Origin of the sequence: Nitrosomonas sp. Nm33, assembly GCF_900107265.1 — a bacterium.
GTDB lineage: Bacteria > Pseudomonadota > Gammaproteobacteria > Burkholderiales > Nitrosomonadaceae > Nitrosomonas.
Genome location: NZ_FNPJ01000073.1, coordinates 1 through 14,574 on the forward strand (window position 1 = coordinate 1; position 14,574 = coordinate 14,574).

Genomic DNA, 14,574 nt, shown 5'->3' on the forward strand with positions numbered 1-14,574 from the left:
GGCCATCCTTCTCTCGAACGGATAATACCTTACGGCGAAATGATACTGGATAGGTCATTCACAAATTATAATCAATTTATATGTGATTGGCTATAGCATGCAATATGAACAAGTAGTAAGCCACGATAATTGAGTCAATTTTTAAAACTTGAAGTTACAGATTCCAGCAGCTCGAAGTCACTATGTATGTAAAAGTAAGTGTAACTGTACTACGCTATACCGGCGGACAACTTCAATCTTCCTTGTAACTAAGGAAGATTGTCGCTTATGATCTATTAAGTAAGGAAATAAAATAGAAAGCGTGATTGTGGCCTAAATCTATCACCACAATCACGTCAATAAGCAAGCTGTCAGTTTATGCGGTACCCTAGTACGATCGATCGCTTAACTTGGAACTGTTTGTTCTAGCTCAATAAGGCCAACATTAATTAATTTTCTATTAATGCTAAGAAGGCAACTTAAAAGAATAAGAATCTTTTCTACGCATTAACCCCTTTGACCATTTCCTCTACCACTTTTTTGGCATCCCCAAACACCATCATAGTCTTGTCCATATAGAACAAATCATTATCAAGACCAGCGTAACCAGCAGCCATACTACGTTTAACAACTATTACGGTACGAGCCTTATGCGCTTCAAGAATAGGCATGCCATAGATAGGGCTACCCGGCACATTTGCAGCCGGATTGACTACGTCATTTGCTCCCAGAACAAGCACCACATCGGTATTAGGAAAGTCGCTATTGATTTCATCCATTTCCAGGACCTGTTCATAGGGTATTTCTGCCTCAGCAAGCAACACATTCATGTGCCCCGGCATACGACCTGCGACAGGGTGGATAGCAAAACGAACATTCACACCTTTTTCATGTAACACTTCTGCAAGCTCATTAACTGCGTGTTGCGCACGGGCAACAGCTAGCCCATATCCAGGAACAATAATAACACTGTCGGCATTACTCATCAGGAAGGCTGCATCCTCTGCACTACCACTGCGATAGGTTTTCTGTGTTCCATCCGCAGCTCCTTGGCTTCCACCCTCACTGCCAAAGCCACCCAGTATGACTGAAAGAAAAGGACGGTTCATGGCTTTACACATGATATACGATAGAATTGCGCCAGAACTGCCTACCAACGAACCAGCAATAATCAGCATCGGATTACCTAGCGAAAAACCGATACCTGCCGCGGCCCAGCCTGAATAGGAATTCAGCATAGAAATGACTACCGGCATATCTGCTCCCCCAATGGGGATAATAATGAGGAATCCGAGCAAGAAAGCGATAACTGTCATTACGATAAATGCAGTCCAGTTGGTCGTGTCACTAAAAAAGAACCATAAACCAAAACCAATCATGACTAATGCTAATGTTAGATTGATCATGTGTTGTCCAGCGAAAACCACCGGAGCCCCGCTCATGCGACCAGACAATTTAAGAAACGCAATGACTGAGCCAGACCAGGTCATGGCACCAATAAACGTCCCCAGAAACAATTCCAGCTTACTACCAGCTGGCAGCATCTCAGGCAAGCCGAATGAAACAGGATTGTTAACGGCGGCAATCGCAATGAATACCGCAGCCAAACCTACTAGAGAGTGCATAAAAGCAACCAGTTCCGGCATTGCAGTCATCTGGACTCGCTGTGCCACGATAGAACCTATTATCCCACCGATAGCGATACAACCCAATATTAATGTCCAATTCTGAGTAATGGTCAGAGTGGTGCCAACGGCAATCGACATACCAACCATTCCAAATAAATTACCACGCCGAGCAGAAAGGGGCGAGCTAAGCCCTTTCAGCGCCAGAATGAAAAAAACCGCTGCAACCAGATAAGCGAGAGCAATCAAATCAGCAGACATTTAGGCGCTTCCTTTTTTATCTTTTTTTCTAAACATTTCCAGCATGCGTTGTGTAACGAGAAATCCACCAAATACGTTGATAGAAGCAAGGATAACAGCCGCTCCTCCCAACCAGACTCCCCAATCAGTTTCAGCGGGCCCTGCAGCCAACATTGCACCTACTAAAATAATACTTGAAATTGCATTAGTCACTGACATCAGCGGTGTATGTAAAGCGGGTGTTACATTCCAGACCACGTGATAGCCAACAAAAACCGCCAACACGAATACTGTCAGATGAATTATCGTTGGATCAATTTCACCAATCATGTTTATTCCTCTTGAACTCATTAACTTTTATTGATATTAAAGCGCACATCAAAACAATAGATTACTTGTTGTCTTACGCTTTTTTGATAATTTCTCCGCCTGAGCATATCAATGTTCCGGCAACAATCTCATCTTCTTGGTTAATTTTGAATTCCCCACTATTGGCATCAAGCATCAAATTAAGGAAATTCATAAGATTTCGTGCATACAGCGCACTTGCATCTGTAGCAACTAGACCAGGAAGATTAGCAATACCAACGAGATGAACACCATGTTTAACCACATTTTTATTCAGCTCTGTCAAAGGACAGTTTCCGCCTGCCTCCACTGCCATATCCACGATCACCGACCCAGGCTTCATTGCTTTAACTGTTTCTTCCTTTATTAAAACGGGTGCCGGGCGTCCAGGTATCAACGCGGTCGTAATGACAATATCCGCCACGATAGCTCTTTCATGAACTAATTCTCCCTGTCGGCGTTTGTAATCATCCGACATTTCTGTAGCATAGCCTCCAGCTGTTTCAGCCTTTGCCTTTTCTTCATCAGTTAGTGGAACTTCTACAAATTTTGCACCAAGGCTTTCGACTTGTTCCTTAACTGCAGGACGTACATCAAATGCTTCTATCACTGCTCCCAGCCGTTTAGCTGTTGCGATCGCCTGCAAACCTGCTACCCCTGCACCCAGCACCAATACCCTTGCCGCTTTGACTGTTCCCGCTGCTGTCATCAACATGGGAAAAAATTTCTGATAAACATTGCCAGCGATAATGACTGCTTTGTATCCACCAATATTCGCCTGAGAAGACAAGACATCCATACTTTGAGCACGAGAAATACGCGGCAATTTTTCCATAGCAAACGCAGTCAGACCATGTCTGGCGAGTGCCTCGATTCCTTCCATCCGATGAGGTGATAGCAATCCGATCAAAACCGCATCTTTACGCATTAGAGCCAGCTCTTCCGTTTCTGGCCCGCGTACTTTCAGTATAATCTGCGATTGGCTATACAATTGTGATACATCATTAACGATAACTGCACCCGCATCTTGATATGCAGCATCAGGAATACTGGCGCCAGCACCTGCGCCAGACTGGACCAGAACAGTATGAAATCCCTTGGCAGTATATTTTTTAACCGTTTCCGGCGTAGCTGCTACACGTGTTTCTCCCGCATGAATTTCTGCAGGTATGCCTATGTGCATCGATTATCTCCCTTATCCTCTATTCAAACTTGAAAATACTTAATGCATTGCATAATTCTTCTCGAATGCGTGATTATAAATGAATCCAGGTGTATTCACTGCTTTGATTGAAACTTACACATAACTTATCTATGCATTATTGCAATTTTTAACCATCAAATTCATAGCCATGTGCATTCGAAATACAACAAATACTATAAAAAGCAATGCCTTCTTATTTAATTTAATTTTTGAGACAACGACCTAACCATTGGCTAGTTAATTTTTCCGGTACGCTATTCTGGCGCAAGCGTGACGATAGGCTACCAAAATCCACCCAATCCAATGGTTGGTCCTGATTGAAGCATGAAAAAACGTAAGTAATCTCACCTGTTTCAGGATCTTTATGCGGTTGTAAACACTGTGCGCAAATTTCCTTCATCATACATTGCATCGGTGAATTGATAGAGCCAATAGCAAAGTGATTTTTTTTCAAATATGGCTGTAACTGATGATGGCGCGCATAACCCACAGCCGCCATCATTCGATCAGAGCCAATTGCAATGATACGGTCAGCATCTGCCAAGGATATGGGTTGTGCGCCGAATGCACCGCTGCCATAAGCTACCATCGCCTGCACAATATTACCAACGAAACTAAAATCACCTGGTCTGGAAGGTTCAAACCCAGGCGCTTCATCACAACACCATACAACTGTATCTGCCGCAGATTCAATTTCAGCAACCTTATAGCGATCAACCAGTTTTTTGTAACCAGCAAAATACAAAACCCGGCATCCTGCTGCACGGGCAGCAGCCCCAATAGAAAACAAGACTGCATTTCCAAGTCCTCCACCAACCAGGACGAGAGTCTCATCTGGTAAAATTTCGGTGGGCGTGCCAGTAGGTCCCATCAGCACAACGGGTTCGTCAGGCTTAAGCAGGGTACATAAATTTGCTGAACCACCCATTTCCAGCGCAATCAGAGAGACAAGCCCATTCGAAATATCTACCGATGCTCCCGTCAATGCAATACCCTCCATCGCTAGCCGGGTATTCCCTATCGTAGAAGCTAATGTTGCAAAATTCTGGAAGCGGAAAAACTGCCCGGGATGGAAATGTTTCGCTGCCATGGGCGCGCGCACGACCACTTCGATAATATTAGGCGTGAGTCTTTCCACTTTATAAACAGTCGGTCTCAATTGATGATTCATTTCAGCAAAAAACTGTGCATTCAATTGAGTCGAGGCCGGCGTAACACGCTCAAGCACTCGACTGACAATTGGGTAACCTTGTTTGGCACTAGCCATGGCTTTAACCACATTACCTGAATAAGACGGATGCAAATCACCAAAGAAACTGATAAAACGCCCATCGTCGCAATGACTCAGCAAGACCGCTGGTTTTTCTGGCTTAGGATTGCCCTTTGTCAAGCTAACTGGATTACCCTGATCATCGCAAGCTGCAAAATAGCGTCCATTCAATTTGAAATATTTCTCATCTTCTCTGGCAAGAACAGTATTCGGCTGGGTGCCAGCAGCCACCAGTATTGCACGTGCGGGTAAATCAACTTCCCTGATTTTTTGCCATTGCCCTGCTTCACCTACTGTTTGCACAGAAAATCTAATTGACTGGGTATGCTCCCACTGATCGATATCTACACTTACCGGCGTAAGCCCTTCAGCAAACCAGATACCTTCCTCCATTGCTTTCTCAACTTCTTCATGATTCAGCGTATAAGAAGGGCTATCAATCAATCGTTTACGATACGCAATAGTAGCTCCACCCCATGATTGCAATAGCTTCAGAATATCCGCTACTCGCCCTTCCTTGGCTGCCATCGCACGCTCGGCACGAATAGCTCGGGCGTGCGCCAAAAATTCCTCAGCGATTTCCCGCTCCTCTTCATCCCAGCGGTTGCGAACCACAGCCTCTCCCTGTTCTAAAGCAAGCACCTCATAACGCTGTAAAAATTTCTCAACCTGGACCGGATAGTAAGCCAAAGCTTCCGTAGCCGCATCGATCGCAGTGAGTCCACCACCAATCACAACAACGGGTAAGCGCAACTGCACGTTAGCGATAGAATCAGCCTGTGCTGCACCGGACAGCTGAAGTGCCATCAAAAAATCAGAAGCTGCACGCACACCACGTGCCAAACCATTCGGTAAATCAAGAACCGTTGGGCGTCCTGCGCCTGCAGCCAGGGCGATATGATCAAAACCCAAAGCCAGCGCATCATCCACTGTCATAGTGCCGCCAAAGCGTACCCCACCATAAAGCGCAAATTCTGGCCGCCGCTCTAGTAAGAGACGGATTAATTGAAGAAAATTCTTATCCCAGCGCACAGTAATACCGTATTCGGCCACTCCGCCAAAACCGCCTGGGGTGCGCTCATTCAGATCAACACGGAGCATGCTAGTATCGTGAATAGCGCTAAAGGGTACACGCTCCCCATGCAGATCGACTCCAGAAATCTCTGCAGGTAATGGTTCAATCTTGAGACCATCTACTCCTACCACAGTGTGACCATCGTTCATTAAATGGTGTGCCAGAGTATAGCCAGCGGGTCCCATGCCCACTACCAATACTTTCTTACCGGTAGCTGGTCTGGGTAAAGGTCTGCGTAAATTAAGCGGGTTCCAGCGTGTAAGCAAGCTATATATCTCAAACCCCCAAGGCAATTCGAGCACATCTTTAAGTGTGCGGGTCTCTGCTTGCGGAATATCTACCGGATCTTGTTTCTGATAAATGCAGGATTTCATGCAGTCATTACAGATACGATGCCCGGTCCCTGCGCACATGGGGTTGTCCACTACAATCATTGCCAAGCTGCCAATCGCCACTCCCTGCGCCTTGAGCTTATGAAATTCCGAGATCCGCTCTTCCAGGGGGCAGCCTGCGAGTAACGCCCCTAACTCGCTTTTCTTGAAAGCAGGTGGTTCCTCGGCATTTTTAGGTTTGACTTTGAATCCTTTTGAGCAGGAATCCTTGCCTTGCTCATGACACCAGATGCAATAATTGGCTTCATCCAGCGCACCCACCAGGTCGGTCCCTTGATCTGTCAGTGAAAATCCTTCACGCTGACGCAGGTGCTCAAGCCGATGGACGGTATAGCCTGCATGATCATCGGTCACCATTGATAACAAGTGCAAATAATCGAGTTTTGCCGGTGACTTGAATAACACGCCTTGCTGGGTATGTGCTTGCCCTTCAGGGGTGCGTAACGCCCAGGCAGCATAGTGCAACGCATCATTTAAGCGCGCTGCATTATTTGCTTCATCCTCTAACCATCGAGCCACGTGAGTGGCAAATGCCAGCTCGGAAAAAGGTTCGCCAAATTCCTCTTCGAGTTTCTTTTCTAGGGCAATAGCATCTATTGTTTGTAACACTTCATCGCTTACCTTAGTTTTGGCACGACGCTGCACAAATTGCCGCTTGCAAAAATAAAGCGGCGCTAGCTCATGATGACGCGCAGCAAGCGCATGCACTTCCTTGTCAATACCAAATAACTGTGCAATGAAATCTTCCAACCACGGAGCAAGCTCAATCAGAAAAGCAGATTCATCTTTGAGCGCCAAGCCATCAGGATTTAGGCGTGCCTGATCCAAGTGGCTACGCAGCCCAGCGTCTCCCGCTTGCAGAAAATCAAGAAACGCCTGATCCAGCTTTACCAAACCATCATGGCAATACAAATCGGCAAAAGCCATACCAAATCCAAAATCAGGAAAAACAGCTTCTATCGATGGTTTGCTAAGCATTAATGCTAAATTTGTCATAATTGTTTATCGTTATTTTTATAGATAGATAAGAAATGGAGGATTTAGGATGAAAAATGGCGTCAATTGCTTAAGATCGACTCAAGCTAATTTTGAATGAGGATGGATACCGGCTACTTTTCCTGTCATCGTACAATTCTGTTTATCCCCCAGAAAACGTATCTAGCAAATCATGCCGGCTGCGACGGTATTGTTGCTCGTTTCATCAATAATAATGAAGTTACCGGTAGCACGATTACGGGCATAGTCATCAAATACGATTGGCTGCTGCACTTTCATCACCACCCGTGCAATATCATTCATTTTCAAGGAATCTGCCGTCTCATGATTGAGCGTATTGACATCCACGCGATAGTCAATCTGATTTACCATTCCCTTGATCATTCGCGTCGTATGCTTAACGATATATTTACGTTGTGAATCAAGTGGTTGCTCAGATAGCCAGCATAGCATCGCAGCAAATTCTTTTTTGATTTGTGGCTGCTGGTCAGTTTTTACCAACATATCCCCGCGAGAAATATCCAGATGATCTTCGATAGTCAGTGTGACAGATTGTGGTGCAAATACATCTTCAAAAGAATCCTTGTACAAAAGAATCTCTTTAATGCGTGAGGACAATCCAGAAGGGAGAATCGTCACTTCATCACCGACACGAATGGAGCCTGATTCGATTCGTCCCATATATCCCCGGAAATCATGCAATTCTTCGGTTTGTGGGCGAGAAACCCATTGCACGGGGAAGCGGAAATCATCGGTATTAACATCATGCTCAATATCGATATTTTCCAGCAAATCCATCAATGTCCTACCTTCATACCAAGTCAGCCTGTCACCTCTTTCTACCACCATATCCCCGTTCAAGGCAGACATGGGGACATATTCAATATTACTTAAACGGAGTCCTTGGGCAAAAGCAGCAAAATCGTTACGAATTCGCTCGTATACCTCGCGTGAATATCCCACCAAATCCATTTTATTAATCGCCACGACCAAATGAGGAATCCCTACCAAACTGGCCAGATAAGCATGGCGACGAGACTGGGTTAGCACACCCTTGCGTGCATCAATCAATATAATCGCCAGATTAGCAGTGGAAGCACCCGTAACCATATTCCGAGTATATTGCTCATGGCCAGGAGTATCTGCAATGATGAATTTACGTTTTGGCGTCGCAAAATAGCGATAAGCCACATCGATCGTTATTCCTTGCTCCCGCTCCGCTTGCAAACCATCAGTCAGCAAAGAAAGATCGACCGCTTGCATTCCGCGCTTATTTGAAGTACGTGCAATAGAGCTCAGCTGATCTTCAAAAATCGATTTTGAGTCATGCAACAAACGTCCAATCAATGTGCTTTTTCCGTCATCCACGCTACCAGCAGTAATAAAGCGCAACAATTCGGCACGATCACGTCTTATATTTTTAACTTCTGACATTTAATAATAGCCTTTGACAAGTGTTCTTAAAATAGAAATGGGTCGTTTCTTCCAGAAAGCAAGCTGAATTAGAAATACCCTTCTTTTTTGCGTAATTCCATCGAGGCATCTGAAGTCTGATCATCCATACGCGTTGCTCCACGTTCAGTAATACGCGTCATGGCTGTTTCCGCGATAATTTCGCTCACATTCTTGGCCTGAGAAGCAACCGGGCAGGTACAGCTCATATCTCCAACGGTGCGAAAACGTACCATTATTTTTTCTACATGTTCGCCCTCTTTCGGCTGTACCAGATGTGATACTGGCAACAAGCCGCTATCACGCGGAATAACTTCCCGCCAATGAGCAAAATAAATAGAAGGAACTTCCAGTTGCTCGCGCTCAATATATTCCCATACATCTAACTCGGTCCAGTTACTGATAGGAAAAACACGAATGTTCTCCCCTGGATGGGTTCGTGTGTTGTAAAGACTCCATAATTCAGGCCGCTGATTTTTTGGATCCCATTGACCAAATTCATCGCGGAATGAAAATATTCGTTCCTTGGCACGTGCTTTTTCCTCATCACGACGCGCTCCACCAATACAAGCATCAAAGCGAAATTCCGCAATGGCATCCAACAAGGTAATCGATTGGAAGGGATTGCGGCTTTGATTTTCAGAACGCAACACTACTCTACCTTGTTTGATGGAATCTTCCATACTGCGCACGATCAAGCGTTCACCCAACTCTTTGGCCCGATGATTGCGAAATTCAATCACCTCGGGGAAGTTGTGTTCGGTATCAATATGTAACAATGGAAAAGGAAAACGTCCCGGTCGAAAAGCTTTTTCAGCCAACCGCAGCAAGACGATGGAATCTTTCCCTCCAGAGAATAGCAGAGCAGGGTTGGTGCATTCAGCCGCTACCTCCCGCATAATGTGAATCGCTTCACTTTCTAAGGCGTCTAAGTGAGTAAAAGTTCGATGACTCATTCTTCTTTACCTTCTAACAAAAAAATTCAATACTATTTATTTTATCGAGGCGACTTTACCTACATGCAAGCCACATTCCTTGGATTCAGGATTCTCCCACCACCAGCGCCCAGATCGAACGTCTTCCCCTGGTGTAATCGCACGCGTACAAGGAGCACAACCGATACTCGGATAGAAGCGATCATGCAGTTTGTTGTAAGGCACATCATGCTGCTTGAGATATATCCATACTTCGGCATTGCTCCATTCGCAAAGCGGATTAAATTTCTGAATATTGTTTTCAGCATCAAATGCGGATATAGCCAAACTGTCTCGCGTGAGCGCTTGTTCGCGACGCATCCCCGTGATCCAGGCGCGCTTGCCTGCCAATGCGCGCTGAAGTGGTTCAACTTTGCGGATATAACAGCATCGCTTGCGTAACTCGACACTTTGATAAAAACCGTTAGGACCATTTTGAGCGACATAACTTTCCACTGCAGCTGCATCAGGAAAATACGCCTGAATAGAAAGACCATAACGATCTCTCACCACCTGCATCAGATCATAAGTTTCTTGAGGTAACCGACCTGTATCTAGCGTGAACACGGCAATTCCCGGATAGTCACGCGCAATCAAGTCGGTCAGCACCATGTCTTCAGCACCAAAACTGCTGGCAAACACAGCAGGCGCATATTCCTGCTGTATCTTTGCAAGCAAAACGTGCAATTGCTCGACCTTCTGCGCCACATCAGATTGACTCATCTATTTCCTATTTTTCATAAGAGGTCTTATAGAGCCGTAGCTGACTGCGAGATTTTCGGAATTTGCAGTGATTTGACAATGTCCTGCGGTAGCGAACCCGTTAAATCGAGTTGACTATTAAAGCCAGTACAGAATTCAGCCACATCGAGTGTCCATGCATCCAATTCTGCATACCATTCAGTCAGCAATGCATCCGTCAATTCATTGGCAGGGCGCGCAAAATCTTGAACAAGCTTAGCCAGTGTTTTAGCCAGATTAGGCTTGGCTGGCAATACGCGTTGCAACTCTTCCGCTTGCTCTACCAGATCATCACATTTCTGACCACCTACCAATTGGACCACTCCTTGACCAATCAAGCGTGCAATTTCTTCTGCGCACTTAACCGAATCCTCAAATTTGCGCTGAAACTTAAGCGCATTACGGTAATTGCGCTCATTTGCAGCATCGAAAAAAGCCGTGCCAATTTGTAATTGTTTCGCACCTGCACACTCGCCGCCGCCAAACTGGAATACTCTGAAATCATCACCTTGACCATGATCACGCAACACCGAGTGCAAGTCTTCCTGCTTAACTTCCACGACATCAGCCAGCAATTCAGCGAAATAACCCTGACCTACTCGTCGCGTCCAGTTAAAAAATGTTTCTCCCGCTTCACGATCTGCAGCATACGCTGATCTCACCCGCTCCACCGCCACTTCAACGCGCGCACTCGGTACTGATGGACCTTTAAAAGCCAAGCCCCCATTAGCCATGCCATTGCCACCGAAATACATTTGATAATGAGGTACCAGCTTGCCGTACATGCGCTTGCCTTCGCCATAAATCCCAATATCACCGCTTTCCGGTTGAGCGCAACCATTGTGACAACCCGAAACACGGATGCGCAAGTCATCGTTCCCTCCCGATAATTTACCCCCGAGAGTGGGACTGGAAGTGATTCCCAGACGACATGTGGAAGTCCCTGGGCAAGCCACTACATTATCGCCCGCTTTTGGCAAGCCCAAGCCAAGGCCTGCTAATGCAGACTGAATAGCCACAATATTTTCTTGCGGCACGTTAACCAACATCAGATTCTGATCCTGGGTCGTGCGTATCTCTTTCAAACCATGCTGCTCCAGTATCCCGGCGATTCCTCGCATCTGTACTGCGGTCAACTGCCCGAGTCGGACACTGATCGGCACCACAAATAGCCCTGCCTGCTTTTGCGCAAATAGTGCGCGAGGTGCACCAGGACCGGGCACTTCACTGTCCACGCCACCCGTCCATACACCTTTGGGATAATCCTGATCAGCCAGCGCTTCCTTGACACGCGCAAGCTCTTCACGATATTTCTCAATAAAACCGTCAACGCCGAATTTATCGACCAGAAACTTGATACGTGATTTAGCGCGTTTAGCTCGATCAGAATACTTGTTGTGCAACGTGAGCACAGCTTCTATCACTAACAACAAGTCTTTTTCTTCGATGAACGGCTCAACCACAATCGCCTCATGAGGTTTATGTCCCAGCCCCCCGGCTACCAGCACTTTGAAACCAAAGCGCGTTCCCTCTCTGACTGCAACCACACCCAGATCATGGATCATACCCTGCGCACAATCCGATTCACAGCCTGAAAAACTGATTTTAAATTTGCGCGGCATCAACTGATTCAAAGGCTTACGCAGAAAATGTCTGACAACTCCCCTGAGATGCTCACTGACATCAGTATGTTCACGTGAGCAGACTCCCGCGAGGGGACAAGCTGTTACATTACGTATCGTGTTCCCGCATGCTTCACGGGTTGTCAGCTTACCTTTTGCCAGATGACGCATCACAGCCGGCGTATCCGTCAGTGGCACATAGTGCAATTGAATATCCTGGCGAGTAGTGATATGCGCTTCACCATGCTGCGCATATTCTTCCAGCGCATCAGCAATCGCATTGAGTTGCACCGGTATCAGCCGTCCACCAGGAATCTTGATACGTACCATATTGACGCCTTCCTGGCGTTGTCCATAAATCCCCATTTGCAGCCGGGTAGCAGTAAAGCGATCGACATCCATACGCTGCGCAAGAAAATCCTGCAATGATTGATCGTATGCGTCAATTTCCTCATCATTAGCGAGATCGGTTAAATAATTCATCCTATTTCTCTCTCCGTAGTTTTTTATCACACCAGCTTGCTGCCAATGCGGATAAAAAATATTAACAATATTTATTGTTATTTTATCCGATATCTATCTTGTGGCGTTAGTGGTTATCAACATCCATTCTTTCAAAAGAGAAGACGATGCTGAGCAAGTCAGTATCCGGTGATTCTTATATCTTCTTCATAATCGACCAAACACGCCCAGAAAGTTCGATTTCTCGTCCAGATATTATGCTTTTTGAAAGATTTGCTTTGTTTTAATAAATGTATCATAACAGCACCATTATATATCTCAAAATAATATTAAGTTAGATTAATATAATGTTATGTTATAATAAAAACCATCATGAGATTGCAACAATTACGTTATTTGTGCGAAGTCGCTAATCAGAATCTGAATTTGTCAAAAGCAGCCGAAAGTCTGCACACGTCACAACCTGGAATAAGCCGGCAAATTCAACTTCTTGAAGAAGAACTAGGTGTGGATATTTTTGTTCGTAATGGCAAGCGTATTGTGAAAATAACTCCCCCAGGAGAGGCTATCGTCGAAATTGCTGAAAGAATGCTCAGAGATGCTGAAAATCTGAAACAAATTGGTCAGGAATTTAGCGACAAAGCGAGCGGCACCCTGATTATCGCCACGACCCATACCCAGGCACGTTATGCACTTCCACTCGCTATCAAACGCTTTACCGAAAGATACCCTAAAGTCAAACTCATACTGCGTCAAGGCAACCCAATCCAGATCTCCACTTTGGTCACCTCAGGCGAAGCTGATCTAGCAATTGCCACAGAGGCAATCGAATTGTTTCAAGAACTCGTCATGCTTCCCTGCTATCAGTGGAATCGTAGTATTATTGTTACCCCCAAGCACCCTCTGCTCAAACAACATCCGTTGACGTTAGAAGCAATTGCGCAATATCCCATCATCACCTATGATTTCGCGTTTACCGGCCGCTCAAAAATTAATCAGGCGTTTGAATCCAAAGAGTTGACTCCCAATGTAGTGCTCACTGCAATCGATGCCGATATAATTAAAACTTATGTAGAGCTTGGTTTGGGCATTGGCATTCTAGCAAAAATGGCTTTCGACCCACACCGCGACAAACATCTCCGCGCAATTGATGCCAGTCACTTGTTTGAACCTAGCACGACGCGCATCGGCATCAGTCGTAACAGCTATATTCGCAGTTACGTCTATGACTTCATTGAAATGTTTGCTCCTCACCTCGATCAAGCTACCGTCAAAGCTGCCATGAAAAACAAGGAGAAAATACCTGCACAAGATCCGCACGAAACAACTGAATAAATGAATCATGTAACCCAGTTATTCGCTTACGTTGATAATCAATTTGAGCTTCCTTATTCCAATTTGCATTGAAAAATGAAGAAATGAAACAATATAGCCATGAATTACGAGGAAAAAATCATGGCAAGAAAAGCAAGTGGAATAGATCAATTAGTAACGGCCCGGGAATTATTGAGAACAGCTAAAACAGCAGAGGAGTTGAGGGCGGCACAAGCAGTATTGCTGCCCTTGGAACTGGGAATGTCGTTAGAGGAAACGGCGAAGGCTATTGGACGTTCCATTAGATGGACGTGTAGCATGCGCACGCGCTACTGTAGAGTTGCTCGCTGCGAGGAGGAAGCACCTCGAACGAAACGGGCGCTCCGTAACCGTGCGATTGCCACGCTTGAGCAGGAAGCCCAAATTCTTGATGAAGTTTTGGCAGGAGCGGCTCGAGGCGGAGTGGTAGTTGTCCCTCCGCTTAAAGAGAAAATAGAGGAACGACTAGGTAAGCGAGTAGCGCTCTCAACGATTTATCGAATGCTGGCTCGCCATGGCTGGCGTAAACTGGCACCGGATAGCGCTCATCCTCAAGGAGATGCTGCGCTGCGCGAGGATTGGAAAAAAAACTTAAGGAGCGGGTAGAGGAAATGGTCGCTGCGTGGGGTAATCATCGACCGCTACGCTTGATGTTCCAGGATGAAGCCCGCTTCGGACGCATTGCGGACAGGCGTTATTGTTGGTGCCACCGTCCAGATCGACCGGTGGTAAGTGCCATGGTGACGCAAGAATATACTTACGCTTACGGCGCAGTCAGTCCCCTCGATGGAGCCTTCGACAGCCTGGTGTTGCCTCATGTCAACAGCGATTGCATGCAGAT

Annotated in this window: 10 protein-coding genes and 1 pseudogene; 3 read left to right on the forward strand and 8 right to left on the reverse strand. The window is 45.9% G+C overall.

Going from position 1 to position 14,574, the window contains the following annotated elements:
* Window positions 1-479: 479 nt before the first annotated feature.
* From BLV54_RS12395 to BLV54_RS12430, 8 genes are all read right to left on the reverse strand, one after another.
* Window positions 480-1,865 carry an NAD(P)(+) transhydrogenase (Re/Si-specific) subunit beta gene (locus BLV54_RS12395; protein WP_090571968.1) on the reverse strand — a complete coding sequence of 462 codons (1,386 nt, stop codon included), beginning with the start codon at window positions 1,863-1,865 and terminating at the stop codon, window positions 480-482.
* Window positions 1,866-2,174 (reverse strand): proton-translocating transhydrogenase family protein, encoded by a 309-nt coding sequence (locus BLV54_RS12400; protein ID WP_090571969.1) that lies wholly within the window; start codon window positions 2,172-2,174, stop codon window positions 1,866-1,868. It lies immediately after the preceding gene.
* A 73-nt stretch (window positions 2,175-2,247) separates the two neighbouring features.
* Entirely contained in the window at window positions 2,248-3,375 is a 1,128-nt protein-coding gene (locus BLV54_RS12405) for a Re/Si-specific NAD(P)(+) transhydrogenase subunit alpha (RefSeq protein ID WP_090571970.1), read from the reverse strand.
* A 223-nt stretch (window positions 3,376-3,598) separates the two neighbouring features.
* Window positions 3,599-7,129 carry an FAD-dependent oxidoreductase gene (locus tag BLV54_RS12410; RefSeq protein WP_090571971.1) on the reverse strand — a complete coding sequence of 1,177 codons (3,531 nt, stop codon included), beginning with the start codon at window positions 7,127-7,129 and terminating at the stop codon, window positions 3,599-3,601.
* A 162-nt stretch (window positions 7,130-7,291) separates the two neighbouring features.
* A complete protein-coding gene (gene cysN, locus BLV54_RS12415) occupies window positions 7,292-8,563 on the reverse strand; it encodes a sulfate adenylyltransferase subunit CysN (RefSeq protein ID WP_090571972.1) in 1,272 nt (423 codons plus the stop codon).
* Between the two features lie 68 nt (window positions 8,564-8,631).
* On the reverse strand, window positions 8,632-9,537 hold the full coding sequence (gene cysD / locus BLV54_RS12420; protein ID WP_090571973.1) for a sulfate adenylyltransferase subunit CysD: 906 nt from the start codon (window positions 9,535-9,537) through the stop codon (window positions 8,632-8,634).
* 36 nt (window positions 9,538-9,573) lie between these two features.
* Window positions 9,574-10,278, reverse strand: coding sequence for a phosphoadenylyl-sulfate reductase (locus BLV54_RS12425; RefSeq protein ID WP_090571974.1), 705 nt, complete (start codon window positions 10,276-10,278; stop codon window positions 9,574-9,576).
* 26 nt (window positions 10,279-10,304) lie between these two features.
* Complete coding sequence (locus BLV54_RS12430; protein ID WP_090571975.1) at window positions 10,305-12,401, reverse strand: nitrite/sulfite reductase; 2,097 nt, start codon at window positions 12,399-12,401, stop codon at window positions 10,305-10,307.
* Between the two features lie 351 nt (window positions 12,402-12,752).
* Between BLV54_RS12430 and cysB the strand changes: the two genes are divergently transcribed.
* From cysB to BLV54_RS12445, 3 genes and pseudogenes are all read left to right on the forward strand, one after another.
* Window positions 12,753-13,715 carry an HTH-type transcriptional regulator CysB gene (gene cysB / locus BLV54_RS12435; protein WP_090571976.1) on the forward strand — a complete coding sequence of 321 codons (963 nt, stop codon included), beginning with the start codon at window positions 12,753-12,755 and terminating at the stop codon, window positions 13,713-13,715.
* 120 nt (window positions 13,716-13,835) lie between these two features.
* A complete protein-coding gene (locus BLV54_RS12440; protein WP_090571647.1) occupies window positions 13,836-14,339 on the forward strand; it encodes a winged helix-turn-helix domain-containing protein in 504 nt (167 codons plus the stop codon).
* A pseudogene (locus BLV54_RS12445) lies at window positions 14,312-14,574 on the forward strand (hypothetical protein); the annotation flags it as partial. The gene BLV54_RS12440 and the pseudogene BLV54_RS12445, both read left to right, overlap by 28 nt.